Origin of the sequence: Azohydromonas sediminis, assembly GCF_003574675.1 — a bacterium.
Classification (GTDB): domain Bacteria; phylum Pseudomonadota; class Gammaproteobacteria; order Burkholderiales; family Burkholderiaceae_C; genus Calidifontimicrobium; species Calidifontimicrobium sediminis.
Genome location: NZ_QOAZ01000013.1, coordinates 67,407 through 89,034, shown reverse-complemented (window position 1 = coordinate 89,034; position 21,628 = coordinate 67,407). Strand labels below are relative to the sequence as shown.

Sequence of the window (21,628 nt, the reverse complement as noted above, 5' to 3'; positions counted from 1 at the left end):
CCAGCTCGGGGTGAGCTACCGCAGCGCCTGGCTGATGAAGCACAAGATCCTCGAAGCCATGCGCGTGGCCGAAGGCGATCGCAAGCTCGACGGGCGCATCGAGGTCGACGACGCCTACTTCGGCGGCGAGTTCTGCGGCGGCAAGACCGGGCGCGGCACCGACAACAAGGTGCCGTTCGTGGCGGCGGTGCAGACCTCCCCCGAGGGCCACCCGCTGTATGCCTGCCTGAGCGCGCAGCCGCCCACCAGCGAGGCCATGCGCGCCTTCGCCGCGCGCCACATCGCGCCTTCGGCCACCGTGGTCTCGGACGGGCTGTGGTGCTTTCGCGCCGCCACGCGCGTGGGCGCCCAGCACGAGCGCGTCGTCACCGGCGGGGGCAAGGCCAGCATGAAGCTGCCGCAGTTCAAGGCCGTCAACACGCTGCTGGGCAACCTGAAGACCGCCATCACCGGGACCTACCACGCCTTCGACTTCGCCAAGTACGCGCACCGCTACCTCGCCGAGTTCCAGTTCCGCTTCAATCGCCGCTTCGACATGAAAACCATCTTGCCTCGCCTGCTGCAAAGTCTGCTTGCCGCGCCGCCGTCGCCAGAGCACTGGCTGCGCACTGCTGAGGTTGCTCGCTAATCAGGTGTCCCCATGAAGCTCGAGCCCGAACTGCTCGAACCTCATTCGCATCGCATCCCAGAAGCGCCGCGCATCGGCCTCGTGCTCGAAGCCGGCCACGATATCGTCCGCGTAGCGCACGAAGATCACGTTGCCGGTGGCTTCGCGCCGCCGCCATTGCTGAGCCCACAGATCGAAGACGTAGTGCAGGTAGACGTTGGCAAGCAGCGGTGATGCCACCGCCCCTTGCGGGGTCCCCGTCTCACTGACGCTCCTCTGCCCGTCTTCCAGGACGCCCGCCTTGAGCCACTTGCGCACAAGACGCACGATGCGCTCGTCGCCGATGCGGTGCTCCAGGAAACGGACCAGCCATGCCTGGCTGAGACCGTCGAAGAAGCTCCGTATGTCGGCGTCGAGAATCCAGTTCACCCGGGTCTCGCAGATGGCCACCGACAGCGCGTCCAATGCGTCGTGCTGCCCCCGCCCGGGCCGGAACCCGTACGAGAAGCCGAGGAAGTCCTCCTCGTAGATCGCATTGAGCACCTCGACGACCGCGCGCTGGACGATCTTGTCTTCCAGCGCCGCGATTCCCAGCGGGCGGCCCTTCGTACTGCCCGGCTTCGGGATGAACCGACGCCGGACGGGCTGCGCCCGGTACGTGCCGCGGTGGACCCGTGCATGCAGCCGCTGGAGGTTGCCCTCCAGGTTCGCCTCGTAGTCCTGCCACGTCATGCCGTCCACCCCGGGCGCGGCACGGCGCGACAGCGCCAGGAACGCATCCCTCAGCAGGTCGACCGTCACGTGGTGCAGCAGCGCGGTGAACTTCTCCTTCTTCCGCTGCCTCGCAGCATGCCGTACACGGTCCAGCCCCGGTGACACGCTACAGCGGCTCTGTGTCCGTCGCGTGCGTGGTTGGCCCGTGCTCCCCTCGGTCCCGGCCCTTGGCTCCACCCGCTCCGCAGCCGCCGAGGCGACCTTGTTCGCAGGCTTCTTCGCTACTATGGCCGAGTCTGACTTCTCGGGTCCGTACATCATCGGCTACGGCTCCTCGCCTTCCCGATGCGGGCCAGCCCGGTACAGCGACTGGTCAGACCCGAGATCTCCCGGTTCCCGTGCAAGGAGCGTCTGTGCGTGCCAGGTTCTCAGACCACGCCGGGCCGGCTGCGCACTCGCGATGTCGCGCGCAGCCGTGTTGCCTTCCGCAAGGGTGACAGCGTCGGCGCCCAGAACTGACCTCATTTCGCGGCTCGATGGCTGGCCTGCACACCCCCCCTACCGACGCTTCGCCTGCGTCCTCGCGGACGCCGACGCACGGCTCGGGGCCGATGTGGTTCGCTACTCCTTCATCGCGGTGGACTCGCACCACCTACTCCTTGCCGTTCTCCCGGCGCACCACCCATATGGTGAGTGTGCCGCGACCCGACGAAACCGCGCCAGTGCTTGCTCAGCGGGTGATCACGGGTGGTGAACTGCCGGATTTAGGTTGATGCGCCGCGCACGGCTTGAGACCGTGCGGGCTCACCACCTCGGGAGCCTCGCGTGCAAGCCGTCGGCCAGCCGTCCCGGAGGGCGCCGGACGGCGCCCCGCTGCATTACGAGCGCCACCGCCCGGAGCAGACCACGCTGTACCGCCTGGTGCAGCAGCACGCGGCCAGCTTCATCGCCCACACCGAGGCCGACACTGGCGCGGAGCTGCCGCGCTTCATCAAAGACGAGTTCGACGCCTTCCTCGAATGCGGCATCCTGGCCCACGGCTTCCTGAGGCTGCGCTGCGGGGATTGCGGGCACGACAAGCTGCTGGCCTTCAGTTGCAAGCGCCGCGGGTTCTGCCCGTCATGTGGCGCGCGCCGGATGTCGCAGACCGCGGCGCACCTGGTGGACCACGTCATCCCGCACGTGCCGGTGCGCCAGTGGGTGTTGTCGCTGCCGATCCCGCTGCGCGTGCTGCTGGCCGCGCAACCCGAGCTGGTCACGTCGGTGCTGCAGGTGGTGCAGCGCGTGGTCGCGCGGCATCTGCTGAGGCAGACCGGGCTCGCCACTGATGAGGGCCACGGCGGCGCCGTCACGCTGATCCAGCGTTTTGGCTCGGCCGCCAACCTCAACATTCACCTGCACTGCCTTCACCTGCACTGCCTGGTGCTGGACGGGGTGTACCGCTGCGACGCTGATGGTGTGCCCAGCTTCATCGAGGCAAGCGAGCCCAGCGACGACGAGTTGCACGCGCTGCTGCAGACCGTCATCGCCCGGCTGATGAAGATGCTCACGCGCCGGGGCGTGCTGGTCGAGGACATGGGGCAGACCTACCTGGCCGAGCCGCATGCCGACGGCGAGCAGGCGCGCACGCTGCGGCCACTGCAGGCCGCGGCCATCACGTACCGCATCGCCTTCGGGCCCCGCGCCGGGCAGAAGGTGCTGACCCTGCGTGGAGCGATGCCGCGCGAGGACCGGGTGCGCCAGCCGCTGTGCGCGGACATCGACGGATTCAGCCTGCACGCCGCGGTGCGGGTGGACGCACATGCCCGCAAGCGGCTGGAACAGCTGTGCCGCTACATCACGCGGCCGGCGCTGTCCGACGAACGCGTGCAGCTCAACGCCGCCGGGCAGGTGGAGCTGAAGCTCAAGACACCGTGGCGCGACGGGACCACGCATCTGGTGATGAGCCCGCTGGAGTTCATGCAGCGGCTGGCCGCGCTGGTGCCGCGGCCGCGGCTGCACCTCATTCGGTTCCATGGGGTGCTGGCGCCGAACGCCAAGCTGCGCTCGCTGGTGGTGCCGCAAGGACCCGAGGTGCAAGAGCAGACTGCCGAAGTCGCAGCTGTCAGCGAATGCGAGAGCGAGACGGTTCAGGCCCGGCCGCACCGCATCAGCTGGGCGAGGCTGCTCAAGCGCGTCTTTGACATCGACATGCAGCACTGCCCGAACTGCCGCAGTGGGGAGCTGAAGATCATCGCGGCCATCCTGGAGCGGCCGGTGATCGAGAAGATCCTCAGCCACCTGGGGCTGGATCCGCAGCCGCCGCCCAGGGACCGGGCGCGCGAGGTCCGCCAGGACTGAAGCGGCCTGGGCCGCGCCGGTCGTCACAAACACCACTTGCCAGGCCCGCGCCGGTCGTCACAAACACCACTTGCCAGGCTGCAGCGCCACAAAGCGGCCGGCGCAACGCTGCGCGCGGAGTTGGCGCGGCCTTACCGAATGAGAGTCAACCCTGTGATCGGGATCGCTGATCAAGGCCGGACGAGCCCAGGGCGAGGCGGCGAGGCGGGCCGAATGGGCGCAAGGCAATGGCTGGACCCCCAGGTCCAGGCCAACTTGGCTGGCATCGGCTGCAGCGTCGAGCCTTCGAGCACCGAGCACCGTTTGAAAATCCTATGCGCCGCGCATGCTGATGAAAGCCCGGGTGCGCCGAGGCCGCCTCTCTGGGTACACGGTGGCGCCGGGCCGAGGCGTGCAGCGGCGACTGCACCCGGCGCCTGCACGCGCGCAGCGCGAGCGAGAAGACGATTTCGCGGTCGGGAAGATGCGCCCGCGCAGCGCGTGCGGGTGACGTCGCGTTACGTCGTCGCTACGTCGTCATTCGCGCGCGAGGTCGCGAATCAACGAGGCGCTGCGCTCGAGCGAGCGGCGTCCAGCGTCCGAAGCCGCAGACGGCGTGCGCCTGCCCGAGGCACGCTCGACGTTGCGATGCGCGTCGCCGCCTTGGTCAGCCCGCTCGACGCTCGGCGGCAGGGCTGCGGCGGCCTCGGCCGTGACCGTCGCGGCCGACGTTTCGGAGGTCGACGGCACTGCGGCAGGTGCGGCCACAGCGTCGTGCGCCGGCGCTTCGCCCTTCAGGCGCCTGTCCAGCCACGCATAGAAGACGAGGGGATGCCAGAAGACGAAGGCACCGAGACGCTGGCCGGGCGGGATGATGCGCGCGCGTTCCCACGCCTCGACCGTCTTCGTGCACACGCCCAGGACCTCGGCGACGTCGGCCTTGGTCATCGGGCGGAAGGGCTGCACCACACCGACACTGCTCACGCGAACCTCCAGACTCGTGATGGAGGTTCGTGTAGGGCTGCGTTTTATCCGTGGCCTGCACACCGGGCGGGTGGGCAGCAATGCAGGGGCGCGAGCACGCGAGGCTCAGAAGTCGGCAGGACGCGCTGCGAGGCCGGTGCCCATGCAAGGAGCGACCCGGAAGGTGGCACGCAGGGATCGGTGACTTTGGCGGGCGACTTCACCTTGTTGCGAGTGCTCGCCGATGCCCGGTCCTACGCCTGTTCGGCCGCCACCGCCGTCGCACCTTCGGCACCTTGCAGCGCCCTCGTGCATGCCCCCGAGGGTCCGCCCAAAATGGGCAACACCTTGTCATATTTGCGAGGGCGTTGCTCCAATCTTGCTCCAAATCGGGGGTTCTGACCCCCTCTTTCGGCTTCCGTCGCCCTCGCCCCCCTTGCGCCAAGTTCTTGATTTTCCTAGGATTCGCGTGCCCCCCTGGACCCACGGCACGAGCGCGCAAGCGCATTCGGGACGTAGAGGCCGGAGGTTCGAATCCTCTCACCCCGACCAGGATCTCATCAACGCCACGCCGCGCGGGCCGCCGGGTCCGACCGATTCAGGCCGCAGCCAGCCCGGCGGTCGGCGCCTCTGTCACCGCGATCCCACCCGGAGTCGAGCGGGCGGGAAGCGTGCCGTTAATGGCGCAAGGATTCCCCCCTTTTCGACCCGCGCTCCCGGCGACGACGTCTATCATCGGTCGCTCGTCGAGTCTGATTACAAGGGGGGCATTTGGCCTCGGAGACCGTCGTTGAAGCCGCGTCCTCGACCCTGTCGGGGGTCGCGCGCGTGCTGGTGCACGCCGGCAAGCTGAGCGCCAAGTCGGCCGAGGCACTGGCGCAGTCGGCCAAAGAGCGGCGCTCGAGCTTCGTGTCGGCCGTCATCGCCGCCGGCGCCGTCTCGCCACCGGACCTCGCCCACACGCTGGCGTCGGCATTGGCGCTGCCGCTGCTCGACCTCGACGCGGTCGACGCCGAGAAGCTGCCCCGCGGCATCGTCGAGCCCAAGCTCGCCGCGCAGTACCAGATCGCGGTGCTCGGCAAGCGCGGTAACCGCCTGTTCATCGGTGGCGCCGACCCGACGGACCAGGAGGCGGTCGAGCGCATCAAGTTCGCGACCCAGCTGCAGCCCGAGTGGGTGATCGTCGAGTACGACAAGCTCGCGCGACTGCGCGACGCCCAGGGCCAGAGCGCCAACGAGGCGCTCGAGTCGCTGGCGTCGATGGATTTCGAGTTCGACGTCGCCGAGGACACTGGCGCCGAGGCCGAGGGCACCGACGTAGCCGCCGAGGTCGAGGACGCGCCGGTCGTCAAGTTCCTGCAGAAGATGCTGATCGACGCGATCAACATGCGCGCGTCGGACCTGCACTTCGAGCCGTACGAGTACCACTACCGCGTGCGCTTTCGCATCGATGGCGAGCTGCGCGAGATCACGCAGCCGCCGGTGGCGATCAAGGACAAGCTCGCGTCGCGCATCAAGGTCATCAGCCGGCTGGACATCGCCGAGAAGCGCGTGCCGCAGGACGGCCGCATGAAGCTCAAGTTCGGTAACAAGGCGATCGACTTCCGCGTCTCGACGCTGCCGACGCTGTTCGGCGAGAAGATCGTGATCCGCATCCTCGACCCGTCGAGCGCGAAGCTGGGCATCGACGCGCTGGGCTACGAGAAAGTCGAGAAGGAGCGCCTGCTCGCGGCGATCCACCGACCGTACGGCATGATCCTCGTGACCGGCCCGACGGGCTCGGGCAAGACGGTGTCGCTGTACACCTGCCTGAACATCCTGAACCAGCCCGGCGTCAACATCTCGACGGTCGAGGATCCGGCCGAAATCAACCTGCCGGGCATCAACCAGGTCAACGTCAACGAGAAGGCCGGGCTGACCTTCGCCGCGGCGCTGAAGTCGTTCTTGCGCCAGGACCCGGACGTGATCATGGTCGGCGAGATCCGCGACCTCGAGACGGCCGATATCGCGATCAAGGCCGCGCAGACCGGCCACCTCGTGATGAGCACGCTGCACACCAACGACGCGCCGACGACGCTGACGCGGTTGCTGAACATGGGCGTGGCGCCGTTCAACATCGCGTCGAGCGTGCTGCTGATCACGGCGCAGCGCCTCGCGCGTCGCCTGTGCGAGAACTGCAAGAAACCCGCCGAGTACCCGCGCGAGTCACTGCTGCGGGCCGGCTTCAAGGACACCGACCTCGACGGCTCTTGGACCCCGTACCGCGCGGTGGGCTGCTCGGCGTGCACCAACGGTTACAAAGGGCGGGTCGGCCTTTACCAGGTGATGCCGATCACGGAGGCGATCCAGCGCATCATCCTGTCGGAGGGCACGGCGCTCGACATCGCGCAGCAGGCGCAGAAGGAAGGCGTGCGCGACCTGCGGCAGGCCGGTCTGGTCAAGGTGCGCGCCGGTGTGACGACACTCGAGGAAGTCATCACGGTGACGAACGAGTGAATCTGCGCGCGCCGGCGCGCGCGTCTCATTTGGTTACAACTGCGCTCAATCGCGGCACCCCGGTGCCGAAAACGAATCGTTGGGGATGCGTCCCGGAGGCTTTATGGCGACTGCGGCAGCCGCGAGACAGAACGTCAAAGAGTTCGTCTTCGAGTGGGAAGGCAAGGACAAGAACGGCAAGATCCTGCGCGGCGAGATCCGCTCGGCCGGCGAGGCCGCGGTCAACGCGATGCTGCGCCGCCAGGGGGTGCTCGTCACCAAGGTGAAGAAGCGCCGCATGAGCGGCGGAAAAGCGATCAAGCAGAAGGACATCGCCGTCTTCACGCGCCAGCTGGCCACGATGATGAAGGCCGGCGTGCCGCTGCTGCAGGCCTTCGACATCGTCGCGCGCGGCAGCCCGAACCCGAAGCTGACGCGGCTGCTCAACGACATCCGCGCCGACGTCGAGACCGGCACGAGCCTGTCGGCGGCGTTCCGCAAGCACCCGATGTACTTCAACGCGCTGTACTGCAACCTCGTCGAGGCCGGCGAGGCGGGCGGCATCCTCGAGGCGCTGCTCGAGCGGCTGGCGCTGTACGAGGAGAAGACGCTCGCGCTGAAGCAGAAGATCAAGTCGGCGCTGATCTACCCGATCGCGGTGCTGGTGGTGGCTTTCGTCGTGCTGTCGGTGATCATGATCTTCGTGATCCCGGCGTTCAAGGACGTGTTCACGTCGTTCGGCGCCGACCTGCCCGCGCCGACGCTGGCCGTCATCGCGATGAGCGAGTTCTTCGTCGCGTACTGGTACATCATCTTCGGCGTGCTGATCGGCGGCACCTACTTCTTCCTGCAGAGCTGGAAGCGCAGCGAGAAGATGCAGAAGTTCATGGACCGGCTGCTGCTGAAGATCCCGGTGTTCGGCGACCTGATCTACAAGTCGGTCGTCGCGCGCTGGACGCGCACGCTGGCGACGATGTTCGCCGCCGGCGTGCCGCTGGTCGAGGCGCTCGACTCGGTCGGCGGCGCGTCGGGCAACGCGGTGTTCGCCGAGGCCACCGAGAAGATCCAGAAGGACGTGTCCACCGGCTCGGCGCTGACGACGTCGATGCAGGCCACCGGCGTGTTCCCGAACATGGTGCTGCAGATGAGCGCGATCGGCGAGGAGTCGGGCTCGCTCGACCACATGCTGAGCAAGGCCGCCGAGTTCTACGAGGAAGAGGTCGACGAGATGGTCAAGGGCCTGTCGAGCCTGATGGAGCCGTTCATCATCGTCGTGCTCGGCGTGCTGATCGGCGGCATCGTGGTGTCGATGTACCTGCCGATCTTCAAGCTCGGCTCGGTGGTCTGACCCGATGAGCGCCGTCGGCGGCGTGCCGCTGGACCTGCTGCTGCACCCGGCGACGCTCGCCGTCTTCGGGCTCGTCATCGGCAGCTTCCTCAACGTCGTGATCCACCGCCTGCCGCTGATGCTCGAGCGGCAGTGGTGGACCGACGTCGCCCACCAGCTCGCCGACGCCGAGTCGTGGCGGCGCGTGTTCGGGGCGCGCGAGCCGGCCGCCGTGCCGCCGGCGCTGGCGCAGACGGCCAAGACGCTGTCGACGTCGCTCGACGCGCTGCCACAGCTGGGCATCGCGACACCGCGCTCGCGCTGCCCGTCGTGCGGGCACGCGATCGCGTGGCACGAGAACATCCCGCTGCTGGGCTGGCTGCGGCTCAGGGGCCGCTGTGCGCAATGCGGCGCGCGCATCTCGGCGCGCTACCCGCTGGTCGAGCTGCTGACCGCGCTGCTGTTCGCCGGCATCGGCTGGCGCTTCGGGGCGCAGCCGGTCGCCTTGCTGTGGTGCGCCGCCGCCGCGGCGCTGGTCGCGCTGGCGGCCATCGACTGGGACACCACGGTGCTGCCCGACGCGCTGACGCTGCCGCTGCTGTGGGCCGGCCTGCTCGCCGCGGCGTTCGGCTGGACGCTGCCGCTGGCCGACGCGCTGTGGGGCGCCGCGGCCGGGTACCTGTCGCTGTGGTCGGTGTACTGGCTGTTCAAGCTGACCACCGGCAAGGAGGGCATGGGCTACGGCGACTTCAAGCTGCTCGCCGCGCTCGGTGCGTGGCTGGGCTGGCAGATGATCGTGCCGATCCTGCTGATGGCCTCGGTGATCGGGGCCGTCGTCGGCGTTGCGATGAAGCTGTCGGCAGCGCTGCGCGAAGGGCGCTACGTGCCCTTCGGACCCTTCCTGGCCGGTGCCGGCCTGGTCGTGATGCTGGCCGGTGCCGACACGGTGCGCGGCTGGATCGGCTGGGCCTGAGCGCGGCACGCCGCCGGCGATGCGCATCGGACTGACCGGCGGCATCGGCAGCGGCAAGAGCACCGTGGCTGCCCGGCTGGCGGCACTCGGCGCCGCGGTCGTCGACACCGACGCGATCGCCCGCGAGCTGACCGCCGCGGGCGGCGCGGCCATCGAGGCGCTGCGCGACGCCTTCGGCGCGCGGGCGATCGCCGCTGACGGCGCCCTCGACCGCGCCTTCATGCGCGCCCACGTGTTCGCCGACGCCGCCGCCCGGCGCCGGCTCGAGGGCATCCTGCACCCGATGATCGCCGCCGAGGCGCTGCGCCGCGCCGACGCCGCCGGCGCGGCGCCGGTCGTGTTCGACGTGCCGCTGCTGGCCGAATCGGCGCACTGGCGCGCCCGCGTGCAACGCGTGCTCGTCGTCGACTGCGCGGAGTCGACGCAGGTCGAGCGCGTCGTGCGGCGCTCCGGCTGGAGCGCCGACGAGGTGCGCCGCGTGATCGCGCAGCAGACGCCGCGCGCGCGCCGCCGCGCCATCGCCGACGCCGTGATCCACAACGACGGGCTGCCGCTCGTTGCCCTTCACGCCGAGGTCGACGCGCTGTGGGCGCACTGGAGCACGGCCGTGCTGTGAAAGAATCCACGGCGTGCGCGGCGCCCGTCGGGCGGCCCGCCGTCGAAGATCCGCCGTGGTCCTTTACGAATTCCCGTTCAACGAGGGCATCCGCACGATGCTGCGGCTCGAACATCTGTTCGACCGCCTCGGGCAGCTTGTGGCACGCGACACGCCGATCGACCACCACTTCGCGCTCGCGACGATGTTCGAGGTGATGGACGTCGCCGCGCGCGCCGACCTGAAGTCCGACCTGCTGAAGGAACTCGACCGCCAGCGCACCCAGCTGCAGGGCTACCGCGGCAATCCGGCGATTTCGGAGGCCGCGCTCGACGAGGTCATCGCGCGCGTCGACGCGGCCTTCGACGGCCTGAACCGGCTCCCGGGCAAGGCCGGCGCCGCGCTGGCCGGCAACGAGTGGCTGATGAGCATCCGCAGCCGCATCAGCATCCCCGGCGGCACCTGCGAGTTCGACCTGCCGGCGTACTACGCCTGGCAGCAGCTGCCGGCCGAGCGTCGCCGCGCCGACCTGTGGCGCTGGGTCGACACGCTCGGCCCGCTCGCGGCGGCGCTGCACGTCTTGCTCGGTCTGCTGCGCGACAGCGGCGTGCCGCACCGCGTCGTCGCGCCGGCAGGCCAGTTCCAGCAGGGCCTGCCGCAAGGCAAGGTCTACCAGCTGCTGCGCGTGCGGCTCGACGACGCGACGCTCGTGCCCGAGATCACCGGGCACCGGCTGATGGTGTCGGTGCGGCTGATGCGCACCGACGGCGAAGGTCGGATGCGCCCGGTCGCCGAGGACCACAGCTTCGAGCTGACGCTGTGCGCATGATGACCCTGACCCGCCAACGCCCCCGGACCGCGGCGGCCCGGCGCGGTCGCCACGACCCGCGGCGGCACGGCCGCGGCGCGTCGCGATGAGCACGTCGCCCCCGTCGGTGGCGAGGCGGCGCGTGCGTTGCCCCGCCTGCGGCGGGCCCGCGTGGTACGACGCCGACAACCCCTGGCGGCCGTTTTGCAGCGAGCGCTGCCGCACGCACGACCTCGGCGCGTGGGCGAGCGAGAGCTACCGCGTCGACGCCGCGCCCGACGACGCCGAGGCGGGCCGCGACGACACCACGGACCCGCCGGCACCCCGCGCAGCGCACTGAACCCGTGTGCGCCGCCGGCGCAGCGGTGCGGCCGCGGCCACCGCACGAGCACCTTGGCTCTTGAAGGCGGGACGGGCGTCCCTATAATCGTGCCCTGTTAGCACTCGTCGCTGTCGAGTGCTAGCGGTTGCGAACCGCAGCCCGATTTGGTGGTGTTAGCGCTCGCTAACTTAGCGCGCACCGATTCTCGCTCATCGATTCCTTCTCAGGAGATGTCATGAAACTTCGTCCGTTGCACGATCGCGTGATCGTCAAGCGTCTGGAGAACGAAACCAAGACCGCGTCGGGCATCGTGATCCCCGACAACGCCGCCGAGAAGCCCGACCAGGGCGAGGTCGTGGCGGTTGGCCCGGGCAAGCGCAACGACAAGGGCGACTTCGTCGCGCTGAACATCAAGGTCGGTGACCGCGTGCTGTTCGGCAAGTACAGCGGCCAGACCGTCAAGGTCGACGGCGAAGAACTGCTGGTGATGCGCGAAGAGGATCTCTTCGCGGTGATCGAGAAGTAATCCCCCCCAGAACACGAATCCGGAGAGTCTGCACATGGCTGCTAAAGACGTTGTTTTCGGCGCCGACGCGCGTCATCGCATGGTCGACGGCGTGAACATCCTCGCCAACGCCGTCAAGGTCACGCTGGGCCCGAAGGGCCGCAACGTGGTGCTCGAGCGCTCGTTCGGCGCCCCCACCGTCACGAAGGACGGTGTCTCGGTCGCCAAAGAGATCGAGCTCAAGGACAAGCTGATGAACATGGGCGCGCAAATGGTCAAAGAGGTCGCCTCCAAGACCAGCGACGCCGCCGGTGACGGCACCACGACCGCCACCGTGCTCGCGCAGTCGATCGTGCGCGAGGGCATGAAGTACGTCGCCGCGGGCATGAACCCGATGGACCTCAAGCGCGGCATCGACAGGGCCGTCGAGGCGCTGGTCGACGAGCTGAAGAAGATCAGCAAGCCGACGACGACGAGCAAGGAGATCAGCCAGGTCGGCTCGATCTCGGCCAACAGCGACGAGTCGATCGGCAAGATCATCGCCGACGCGATGGACAAGGTCGGCAAGGAAGGCGTGATCACCGTCGAGGACGGCAAGAGCCTGAACAACGAGCTCGACGTCGTCGAGGGCATGCAGTTCGACCGCGGCTACCTGTCGCCGTACTTCATCAACAACGCCGAGAAGCAGGTCTGCGTCCTCGAGAACCCGTACATCCTGCTGCACGACAAGAAGATCAGCAACATCCGCGACCTGCTGCCCACGCTCGAGCAGGTGGCCAAGAGCGGCAAGCCGCTGCTGATCGTCGCCGAGGAAGTCGAGGGCGAAGCGCTGGCCACGCTGGTCGTCAACACGATCCGCGGCATCCTGAAGGTCTGCGCCGTCAAGGCCCCGGGCTTCGGTGACCGCCGCAAGGCGATGCTCGAGGACATGGCCATCCTCACCGGCGGCAAGGTCATCAGCGAGGAAGTGGGCCTGACGCTCGAGAAGGTGCAGCTGGCCGACCTCGGCCAGGCCAAGCGCGTCGAAGTCGCCAAGGAGAACACGACGATCATTGACGGCGCCGGCAAGGCCGCCGACATCGAGGCGCGCGTCAAGCAGATCCGCGTGCAGATCGAGGAAGCGACGAGCGACTACGACCGCGAGAAACTGCAGGAGCGCGTGGCCAAGCTCGCCGGCGGCGTCGCGGTGATCAAGGTCGGTGCCGCGACCGAAGTCGAGATGAAGGAGAAGAAGGCCCGCGTCGAGGACGCGCTGCACGCCACGCGCGCCGCGGTCGAGGAAGGCATCGTCGCCGGCGGTGGCGTCGCGCTGCTGCGCGCGCGTCAGGCGATCGTCGACAAGCTCAAGGGTGCCAACCACGACCAAGACGCCGGCATCAAGATCGTGTTGCGCGCCGTCGAGCAGCCGCTGCGCGAAATCGTCGCCAATGCCGGCGACGAGCCGAGCGTGGTGATCAACAAGGTGCTCGAGGGCAAGGGCAACTTCGGCTACAACGCCGCCACCGGCCAGTACGGTGACATGATCGAGATGGGCATCCTCGACCCGACCAAGGTCACCCGCACCGCGCTGCAGAACGCCGCGTCGGTCGCCGGCCTGATGCTCACGACCGAGTGCATGGTCGCCGAAGCACCGAAGGACGAGACCCCGGCCAAGGGTCCCGGCATGGGTGGCATGGGCGACATGGGCATGGATATGTGATGTCCTGACCCGGTCAGCCAGACACACCCAACCCGCCCGCGGCACGCGCCGCGGGCTTTTTTTTGCGTACGCTAGCGACAATCGTGGCGTCCTTCGCCCCGTGACCTCGATGCCCGCTCCACTCCGGCGCCTCGCGCGCACGCTCGCCGCATGGGCGTGGGTCGTCGCCGCGGCGACGCTGGTGCCCACACCACCCGCGCAGGCGCAGCCGCTCGACCCCGCGTCGCCATCGGCGGCGGCAACGCGCCCGCGCGTGGGTCTGGTGCTTTCGGGCGGCGGCGCGCGCGGGCTGGCGCATGTGGGCGTGCTCAAGGTGCTCGAGCGCGAGCGCATCCCGGTCGACGTGATCGCCGGCACGTCGATGGGCGCCATCATCGGCGGGCTGTACGCCAGCGGCATGAGCGCCGAGCAGCTTGAGCGCGAACTGCTCGCGGTGCGCTGGGACGCGCTGTTCGCCAGCCGCGTCGACCGCCGCGAGCTGCCGCAGCGGCGCAAGGAGGAAGATTTCGACGTCGCCCCCGACCTCGAATTCGGCGTGCGCGACGGCGAGCTGCGCGCGCCGGTGGCGGCCGTCTCGAGCCGCGGCCTCGAACTGCTGCTGCGCCGCTACACGCTGCCGGTGCGCGGCGTCACCGAGTTCGACCGCCTGCCGATCCCGTTCCGCGCGGTGGCCACCGACATGGAGACGGGCCAGGCGGTCGTGCTCGACCGTGGCGACCTCGCGCTGGCGCTGCGCTCGAGCATGAGCGTGCCCGGCGTGTTCGCGCCGACCGAGGTCGACAGCCGCGTGCTCGGCGACGGCGGCCTCGTCAACAACGTGCCGATCGACGTCGCGCGCGCGATGGGCGCCGACGTCGTGATCGTCGTCAACATCGGCACGCCGCTGGCGCCGCGCGAGTCGCTCGGCTCGGTCGTCGGCGTGACGGCGCAGATGATCAACATCCTGACCGAGCAGAACGTGCAGCGCAGCCTCGCGACGCTGGGGCCGCGCGACGTGCTGGTGGCGCCGCAGCTCGGTGCGCTGACGGCAGGCGACTTCGAGCGCACGCGCGAGCTGATCGCGCTGGGCGCCAGCGGCGCCGAGGCGGTGCTGGCGCGCCTCGCGGCGCTGTCGGTCCCGGCGGCCGACTATGCCGAGTGGACGCTCGCGCGCACGCGCGGCGCGGCGCCGGCACCGGCGCTCGGCTTCGTCGCGTTCGAGGGCACCCGCGCGACGAACCCGGTGCGCTACGCCGACGAGCTCGAAACGCAGCCCGGGATGGCGTTCGACCGCGAGCGTGCCGAGCGCGACGCGCGCCGGCTGGCAGCCACCGGCGATTACGTGCGCACCGACTACCGCATCGCCGAGGTCGATGGTCGCGAAGGCCTGGTGTTCGACCTCGAGGACAAGCCGTGGGGGCCGAACTACCTGCGCGTCGGGCTGACGATGGACACCGACTTCCGCGGCGACAGCGGCTTCAACGTCCGGCTGCTGCACGTGCGGCGCTGGCTCACGCCCGACGGCGCCGAGTGGCGCAACCTGCTGCAGATCGGCGAGGCGCCGACGCTGGCCACCGAGCTGTACCGGCCGCTGGGCGTCGGCCGCGCGCTGCAGGCCGACTGGTTCGTCGCCCCGTACGCCGGCGTGCAGCGGCGCCGCGTCGTGCTGTACGACCCCGACGACCTCGGCCTCGAGCTCGCGCAGTACCGGCGCGACATCCTGCAGGCCGGCGTCGACCTCGGCCGCCCGTGGGGACGCATCGGCGAGCTGCGCCTCGGGCTGTCGTGGCTGAACTACCGCAACGTACCCGACAGCTTCGGCTTCAACCGCATCGAGCTGGTGTCGCAGCGCTTCGTCGAACGCGCACTGCGTGCGCGGCTCGTGGTCGACCAGCTCGACTTCGCGTTCTTCCCGACGCGCGGCTACCGGCTCGAGGCCGTCGCCGCCGCCGGCCTGCGCGACGCGCGCGGCCGCGACGAGCGCTTCCAGCGCGCCGAGGTCGAGGCGATGGCGGTGGGCACGTTCGGCGCGCACACGTTGGACGCGCTCGCGCTGCTGCAGGCCACCAATGCCGACGGTCTCGACGTGTTCGGCCGCTACACGCTCGGCGGCTTCCAGCGCCTGTCGGGCTACCGCACCGACCAGCTCAACGGCAATGCCGTCGTGCTGCTGCGGCTGGGCTGGCGCACGCCGCTGACCGGGCGGCTGCTGTTCGCGCGCAACCTCGTCGTCGGCGCGACGCTCGAGGCCGGCAACGCGTGGCTCGACACCGACGCCGCCCGCCTGTCGGACCTGCGCACCGGCGGCAGCCTGTACCTGGGCACCGACACCGGCGTCGGCCCGGTGCACTTCGGGCTGACGTACGCGCCGGGCGGGTCGCTCGGCATCGCGCTGTTCGTCGGCCGCCCCTGAGGCTCAGGGCAGCAGCGCGGCCACGGTGTCAGCCACCAGCTGCGGCCGCTCGTGGACGACCCAGTGCGTCGCCCCCGGCACGCGCACGACGCGCAGGTCGGGCACGAAGGCGTCGAGTCCGTCGAGCAGCGACGGCAGCAGCGCCGTGTCGGCATCGGCCCACAGCACCGTCGTCGGCACGCGCACCGTGACCGCCTCGGGCGGCAGCGCCAGCGTGGCGAGCGCGTCGTGCGACGCGGCCGGCGGACGCAGCGGCGAGGCCCGGTAGTAGTTCAGCGGCCCAGTGAGCCCGCTGCGCCAGACCTCGCGGTAGCGCTCGCGCAAGTCGGCCGTGAGCCAGCCGCCGCCGGGGTGCGACGCGTCGTCGGCGCCCATCGACGTGAAGAACCGCCACAGGCGGGCGAAGTCGTTCTCGGCAAGCAGTGCCTCGGCGTCGGGGCGCACGAGGAAGTTCATGTAGGCGCTCGCGCGCTGCTGCGCCGGGTTGTCGCGCAGTTCGCGCAGGAAGGTCGCCGGGTGCGGCGCATTGACGATCAGCAGCCTGCGCACGCGCTGCGGGTGCTGCGCGGCGAACGCCCACGCGACGGCACCACCCCAGTCGTGCGCCACCAGCACGTCGATGCGGCCGCCGAGGTGGTCGATCAGCGCCGCGACGTCGGCGACGAGGTGCTTCGCGCGGTACGCGTCGACGCCGGGCGGCGCCGACGACGGCGCGTAGCCGCGCAGGTTCGGCGCGACGCAGTGCGCACGCGGCGCGAGGCGCTGCATCACGCCGTCCCACACGAACGCCGCCTCGGGAAAGCCGTGCAGCAGCAGCACGCGCGGCGCGCCGACGGCGCCAGCGCAGCGGCACGCCAGCGTGATGCCGTGCGGCAGACGGGCGTCGAAGGTGTCGATCATGACGATGACGCCGGGGCCGGGTGCGCCCAGCCGTGCAGCGTCTGCGCGACGTCGTCGAGCCCGGCGCGGGTGAGTGCCGAGAACAGCGCCACGCCAATGTCCGACGCCTCGCTGGCGAACTCGCCCAGTGCCTGCGAGGTGCTGCGCAGCGCCGCGTCGGCCTCGCGGCGCGAGAGCTTGTCGGCCTTGGTCAGCAGCACGAGCAGGCGGACCTCGCCGGTGCGCACACGCGGCGCGATGAACTCGAGCAGCCGGCGGTCGAGGTCGGTCAGACCCAACCGCGCGTCGACCAGCAGGACGACACCCGACAGACTGCGCCGCATCGCGAGGTAGTCGGCCATGACCTTCTGCCAGCGCAGCTTGGCCGCACGGTCGACCGCGGCGTAGCCGTAGCCCGGCAGGTCGGCCCACAGCGCATCGGGCGCGTCCTTCGGGCCGAGCGCGAACAGGTTGATGTGCTGCGTGCGCCCCGGCGTCTTCGACGCGAACGCGAGCCGCCGCTGCTGTGCCAGCGTGTTGATCGCGGTCGACTTGCCGGCATTGCTGCGCCCGACGAAGGCGATCTCGGGCAGTTCGGTGACCAGCAGCTGGTCGAGCCGGCTGGCCGTCGTCAGGAAGCGCGCGCCGTGCGCCCAGGCAAGCGCCGTGCGAGCCGGCGAGACGGAAGCCGCGGCAGAGGTGGGCATGGAGCATTGTAAAATTTCAAGGTTTGTTTCTTCCGAGCCGCATGCGATGAACGCCCCCCACGCCTTCCGGCTGGCCGCCGCCGTACTGGCTGCCACCTTGCTCGCGCCGCTGTCGGCCACCGCCGCCGGCGACACCAAGGCGGGGCCCGATCTGGCGAAGGGGCGCACGATCGCCACGCAGGTGTGCGTCGCATGCCACACGGTCGACGGCTCGCGCGGTGCGCCCGCGAACCCGATCCTCGCCGGCCAGCACCCCGAGTACCTGACCAAGCAGCTGCGCGAGTTCAAGGCCGGCAAGCGCGTCAACGCCGTCATGCAGGGCATGGTCGCCGCGCTGAGCGACGACGACATGGTCAACGTCGCCGCGTTCTACGCCAGCCTGCCCCCGGTGCCAGGCGCCGCGACCAACGCCGACCTGGTGCTGCTGGGCGAGCGCATCTGGCGCGGGGGCATCGCAAGCAAGAAGGTGCCCGCGTGCGCCGGCTGCCACAGCCCCAACGGGGCCGGCATCCCGGCGCAGTACCCGCGCCTGGCCGGCCAGCACGCCGAGTACGTCGCGTCGTCGCTGAAGGGCTACCGCTCCGGTGAGCGCGCCAACAACGCGCAGATGCTGTCGATCGCGGCGAACCTGAGCGACCGCGAGATCGCCGCGCTGGCCGACTACGCCGCCGGCCTGCGCTGAGTGCGCCCGGCGGGCGCGGCCGCGGCAATTCCTGCATCGGGCCGGGTCGCCCCGGGGCCTTTCGGCGCCCAGGGGCGCCGGTCGCGATAATCGCGCCATGAGCGTCACCACGGCCGGCTTCGAGGTCAGCGCGCGCTCGCGCTGGCTGCGCGAGGGCATCGAGCTGCTGTCGTCGATGCGGTTCGCGATCTCGCTGCTGACGCTGATCTGCATCGCGTCGGTGATCGGCACCGTCGTCAAGCAGCACGAGCCGTTCAACAACTACGTCAACCAGTTCGGCCCATTCTGGGCCGACGTGTTCGCTGCCGTCGGGCTGTACACGGTGTACAGCGCGTGGTGGTTCCTGCTGATCCTGGCGTTCCTCGTCGTCTCGACGAGCCTGTGCATCGCGCGCAACACGCCGAAGATCATCGCCGACCTCAAGGCCCACAAGGAGCACCTGCGCGAGCAGTCGCTGCAGGCGTTCCACCACAAGGCGCAGGGCGCGGTCGACGAGCCGCGCGCCGCGGCCTACGACCGCATCGCGGCGACGCTCGGTGCCGCCGGCTGGCGCGCCAAGGTGCAGGTGCGCCCCCACGGCACGATGATCGCCGCGCGCAAGGGCGCATCGAACAAGCTCGGCTACCTCGCCGCGCACGGCGCGATCGTGCTGATCTGTCTGGGCGGGCTGTTCGATGGTGACCTCGTCGTGCGCGCGCAGATGTGGTTCCAGGACAAGTCGGTCTACCGCGGCGGCGGGCTGATCAGCGAGGTGCCGCCCCAGCACCGCCTCGGGCCGAACAACCCGACCTACCGCGCCAACCTGCTCGTGCCCGAGGGCGCGCGCGCCGGCACGGCGATCCTGTCGATGCCCGACGGCGTCGTGTTGCAGGACCTGCCGTTCGACGTCGAGCTGAAGAAGTTCATCGTCGAGTACTACGAGACCGGCATGCCCAAGCTGTTCGCCAGCGAGATCGTGATCCACGACCACGAGACGGGGCAGTCGCGCGAGGCCCGCGTCGAGGTCAACCACCCCGCGTTCCACCGCGGCGTCGCGATCTACCAGAGCAGCTTCGACGACGGCGGCTCGAGCCTGAAGCTGCGCGCGATTCCGCTGCATGCGGGTGCGCGCGAGTTCGAGGTCCAGGGCGTCGTCGGCAGCAGCACGACGCTGCAGCGCGGCGGCGAGACGCTGCAGCTCGAGTTCACCGGGCTGCGCGTGATCAACGTCGAGAACTTCGGCGCCGGCGGCATGGGCTCGGGCACCGACGTGCGCCGCGTCGACCTGAAGAGCGCGCTCGACGACCACCTCGGCTCGGGCGCCAAGGTGCGCACGCAGAAGCAACTGCGCAACGTGGGCCCGTCGGTGACGTACAAGCTGCGCGACGCCAGCGGCCAGGCGCGCGAATTCCACAACTACATGCTGCCCATCGAGCTCGACGGGCGGCGCGTCATGCTCGCCGGCGTGCGCGAGAACCCGAACGAGAGCTTCCGCTACCTGCGCATCCCGGTCGACGCCGACGACTCGATCGACACCTGGGTGCGGCTGCGCACCGCGCTCGACGACCCGGCGCTGCGCGACCTCGCCGCGCGGCGCTATGCCGCTGCCGCGACGCCCGCCGACCGCCCCGAGATGGCCGAGCAGCTGCGCGTGACGTCGCTGCGGCTGCTGACGCTGTTCGCGGGCCAGGAGCCGGCCGACCAACCCCACGCCGCGACGCCCGCGACCGACACGCCGCCGGTGCGCGGCGGGCTGGCGTCGGTGGCGCGCTTCCTCGAGTCGACGGTGCCCGAGGGCGAGCGCGAGCGGGTGTCCGAGGTGCTGCTGCGCATCCTCAGCGGCAGCCTGTTCGAGCTGCTGAACACGGCGCGTGCCCAGGCCGGGCAGCCGGCGCTCGTGCCCGACGCGCAGGTGCAGGACTTCCTGTCGCGCGCGCTGACGTCGCTGTCCGACAGCTTCTTCTACCCCGCGCCGGTGCTGCTGCAGCTCACCGACTTCCAGCAGGTGCAGGCGAGCGTGTTCCAGGTCGCGCGCGCGCCGGGCAAGAACCTCGTCTACCTCGGCGCCGTGCTGCTGATCGTCGGCGTGTTCGTGATGCTGTACGTGCGCGAACGCCGGCTGTGGGTCTGGCTCGAAGACGATGCCGGCGCGCCCGGCGCGCGCACGCGCATCGTCGCCGCGCTGTCGACGACGCGGCGCACGCTCGAGGCCGACGCCGAATTCGACCGCCTGAAGACCGTCCTGGTGCCCGCCGCGACGGCACCCGCCAAGGAGTCCGCATGAACACCGCGACCACGTCCACCCACCGCCTGCCCGTCGCATCGCGTCCGTCGCGGCTCGGTGCCTTCGGCGCCTACGACTGGCTGTTCGCCGCCCTCGTGATCGCCGGCACCGGCTTCGCGTTCTGGCGCTACGGCGCGTCGATGGACGTCTACGAGAAGTGGATCCTCGCCGGCAGCGCGCCGGTGGTCATCGGCCTGGGCTGGTTCTGGGCGCCGCTGCGCACGCTGGCCCTTGGCGTCGGCGCGGCGGTGCTGCTGGCCATCGGCCTGTATGCGCGCACGACCGACGGCTTCGGCGCCGACCTCGCCGCGGCCGAGAACGTGTTCCTGCTGAAGTACTTCCTGTCGAGCCAGAGCGCGATCCTGTGGATGAGCGTGCTGTTCTTCATGAGCACGGTCTTCTACTGGATCGGCGTCTTCGCGACCGCGAAGGCGGGCACCGACAACACGGCGCAGCGCATCGGCTCGCGGCTCGCGTGGGCCGCCGTGTTCATGGCGCTCGTCGGCTCGCTCGTGCGCTGGTACGAGAGCCACCAGATCGCGCCCGACATCGGCCACATCCCGGTCAGCAACCTGTACGAGGTGTTCGTGCTGTTCTGCTGGATGACGGCGCTGTTCTACCTCTACTACGAGCAGGTCTACAAGACGAAGGCGCTGGGCGCGTTCGCGATGCTGATCGTCAGCGCCGCGGTGGGCTTCCTGCTGTGGTACACGGTCGACCGCCAGGCGCACGAGATCCAGCCGCTGGTGCCGGCGCTGCAGAGCTGGTGGATGAAGCTGCACGTGCCGGCGAACTTCATCGGCTACGGCACGTTCGCGATCGCGGCGATGGTCGCGTTCGCGTACCTGATCAAGCAGCACGCGACCGAGACGAACTGGTGGAAGCTCGCGCCGCTGTGGGCGCTGGGCGTCGTGCTGTGCTTCGAGCCGCTGCTGTTCCGCAAGTCGGCCGCCGGCGGCATCAGCAACTTCTGGGCGATCTACTTCGGCGCCAGCGCGCTGCTGGTGGGCGGCATCATCGCGATGCGCCGGCGCATCGCCGCCGGGCTGCCGTCGTTCGAGGTGCTCGACGACGTGATGTACAAGGCGATCGCGGTGGGCTTCGCGTTCTTCACGATCGCGACGATCCTCGGCGCGTTCTGGGCCGCCGAGGCCTGGGGCGGCTACTGGAGCTGGGACCCGAAGGAGACGTGGGCGCTGATCGTCTGGCTCAACTACGCCGCCTGGCTGCACATGCGGCTGATGAAGGGGCTGCGCGGCACGATCTCGGCGTGGTGGGCGCTCGTCGGCCTCGCGGTGACGACGTTCGCGTTCCTCGGCGTCAACATGTTCCTGTCGGGGCTGCACTCGTACGGCACGCTGTGACGGCCGGCGCCGCTGGCGCGAATCTGGGCGTGCC

At 70.0% G+C, this 21,628-nt stretch carries 18 protein-coding genes; 14 read left to right on the top strand and 4 right to left on the bottom strand.

Translation table 11 applies throughout. The features are described 5' to 3' along the window. On the top strand, nucleotides 1-628 hold a 628-nt coding region (locus tag DRV96_RS09265; protein ID WP_162910998.1), incomplete at its 5' end, for an IS1595 family transposase. On the opposite strand, the gene DRV96_RS09260 is transcribed toward DRV96_RS09265, so the two are convergent. Then, on the bottom strand, nucleotides 629-1,408 hold the full coding sequence (locus DRV96_RS09260) for a reverse transcriptase domain-containing protein (protein ID WP_473199546.1): 780 nt from the start codon (nucleotides 1,406-1,408) through the stop codon (nucleotides 629-631). Nucleotides 1,409-2,146: 738 nt separating this feature from the next. On the opposite strand from DRV96_RS09260, the gene DRV96_RS09250 reads away from it, so the two are divergent. Beyond that, a complete protein-coding gene (locus DRV96_RS09250; protein ID WP_119290177.1) occupies nucleotides 2,147-3,661 on the top strand; it encodes a transposase in 1,515 nt (504 codons plus the stop codon). A gap of 516 nt (nucleotides 3,662-4,177) precedes the next feature. Here DRV96_RS09250 and DRV96_RS09245 read toward each other — a convergent pair. Next, complete coding sequence (locus DRV96_RS09245; RefSeq protein WP_162910997.1) at nucleotides 4,178-4,588, bottom strand: helix-turn-helix domain-containing protein; 411 nt, start codon at nucleotides 4,586-4,588, stop codon at nucleotides 4,178-4,180. A gap of 786 nt (nucleotides 4,589-5,374) precedes the next feature. On the opposite strand from DRV96_RS09245, the gene pilB reads away from it, so the two are divergent. From pilB to DRV96_RS09200, 9 genes are all read left to right on the top strand, one after another. Next, nucleotides 5,375-7,099, top strand: a complete 1,725-nt coding sequence (gene pilB, locus DRV96_RS09240) for a type IV-A pilus assembly ATPase PilB (protein ID WP_119290173.1) — start codon at nucleotides 5,375-5,377, stop codon at nucleotides 7,097-7,099. Nucleotides 7,100-7,202: 103 nt separating this feature from the next. Then, on the top strand, nucleotides 7,203-8,426 hold the full coding sequence (locus tag DRV96_RS09235) for a type II secretion system F family protein (RefSeq protein WP_119290170.1): 1,224 nt from the start codon (nucleotides 7,203-7,205) through the stop codon (nucleotides 8,424-8,426). Nucleotides 8,427-8,430: 4 nt separating this feature from the next. Next, the gene (locus DRV96_RS09230; protein ID WP_119290168.1) at nucleotides 8,431-9,378 is read left to right on the top strand and encodes a prepilin peptidase; all 948 of its coding nucleotides are present in this window, start codon (nucleotides 8,431-8,433) and stop codon (nucleotides 9,376-9,378) included. Between the two features lie 19 nt (nucleotides 9,379-9,397). Beyond that, on the top strand, nucleotides 9,398-9,994 hold the full coding sequence (gene coaE, locus DRV96_RS09225) for a dephospho-CoA kinase (RefSeq protein WP_119290166.1): 597 nt from the start codon (nucleotides 9,398-9,400) through the stop codon (nucleotides 9,992-9,994). Nucleotides 9,995-10,049: 55 nt separating this feature from the next. Then, nucleotides 10,050-10,802 carry a cell division protein ZapD gene (gene zapD, locus DRV96_RS09220; RefSeq protein WP_119290163.1) on the top strand — a complete coding sequence of 251 codons (753 nt, stop codon included), beginning with the start codon at nucleotides 10,050-10,052 and terminating at the stop codon, nucleotides 10,800-10,802. An 85-nt stretch (nucleotides 10,803-10,887) separates the two neighbouring features. Beyond that, nucleotides 10,888-11,121 carry a DNA gyrase inhibitor YacG gene (locus tag DRV96_RS09215; protein ID WP_119290161.1) on the top strand — a complete coding sequence of 78 codons (234 nt, stop codon included), beginning with the start codon at nucleotides 10,888-10,890 and terminating at the stop codon, nucleotides 11,119-11,121. A 217-nt stretch (nucleotides 11,122-11,338) separates the two neighbouring features. Beyond that, nucleotides 11,339-11,629, top strand: a complete 291-nt coding sequence (groES, locus tag DRV96_RS09210) for a co-chaperone GroES (RefSeq protein WP_119290159.1) — start codon at nucleotides 11,339-11,341, stop codon at nucleotides 11,627-11,629. Between the two features lie 34 nt (nucleotides 11,630-11,663). Next, entirely contained in the window at nucleotides 11,664-13,307 is a 1,644-nt protein-coding gene (gene groL, locus DRV96_RS09205) for a chaperonin GroEL (protein ID WP_119290157.1), read from the top strand. A gap of 109 nt (nucleotides 13,308-13,416) precedes the next feature. Continuing rightward, nucleotides 13,417-15,699 carry a patatin-like phospholipase family protein gene (locus DRV96_RS09200; RefSeq protein WP_119290155.1) on the top strand — a complete coding sequence of 761 codons (2,283 nt, stop codon included), beginning with the start codon at nucleotides 13,417-13,419 and terminating at the stop codon, nucleotides 15,697-15,699. 3 nt (nucleotides 15,700-15,702) lie between these two features. Here the strand turns inward: DRV96_RS09200 and DRV96_RS09195 are convergent, their stop codons facing one another. Then, the gene (locus DRV96_RS09195) at nucleotides 15,703-16,599 is read right to left on the bottom strand and encodes an alpha/beta fold hydrolase (protein WP_119290153.1); all 897 of its coding nucleotides are present in this window, start codon (nucleotides 16,597-16,599) and stop codon (nucleotides 15,703-15,705) included. Beyond that, complete coding sequence (gene yihA / locus DRV96_RS09190; RefSeq protein ID WP_119290151.1) at nucleotides 16,596-17,285, bottom strand: ribosome biogenesis GTP-binding protein YihA/YsxC; 690 nt, start codon at nucleotides 17,283-17,285, stop codon at nucleotides 16,596-16,598. The genes DRV96_RS09195 and yihA overlap by 4 nt, the downstream gene beginning before the upstream one ends. 46 nt (nucleotides 17,286-17,331) lie before the next feature. Between yihA and DRV96_RS09185 the strand changes: the two genes are divergently transcribed. From DRV96_RS09185 to ccsB, 3 genes are all read left to right on the top strand, one after another. Next, the gene (locus DRV96_RS09185) at nucleotides 17,332-17,967 is read left to right on the top strand and encodes a c-type cytochrome (protein ID WP_119290149.1); all 636 of its coding nucleotides are present in this window, start codon (nucleotides 17,332-17,334) and stop codon (nucleotides 17,965-17,967) included. A gap of 97 nt (nucleotides 17,968-18,064) precedes the next feature. After that, nucleotides 18,065-20,230: a cytochrome c biogenesis protein ResB gene (locus DRV96_RS09180; protein WP_119290146.1), complete on the top strand. Its 2,166-nt coding sequence runs from the start codon at nucleotides 18,065-18,067 to the stop codon at nucleotides 20,228-20,230. Then, nucleotides 20,227-21,594, top strand: a complete 1,368-nt coding sequence (gene ccsB, locus DRV96_RS09175; RefSeq protein WP_235823353.1) for a c-type cytochrome biogenesis protein CcsB — start codon at nucleotides 20,227-20,229, stop codon at nucleotides 21,592-21,594. Before DRV96_RS09180 ends, ccsB begins: the two co-directional genes overlap by 4 nt. Nucleotides 21,595-21,628: the final 34 nt, after the last annotated feature.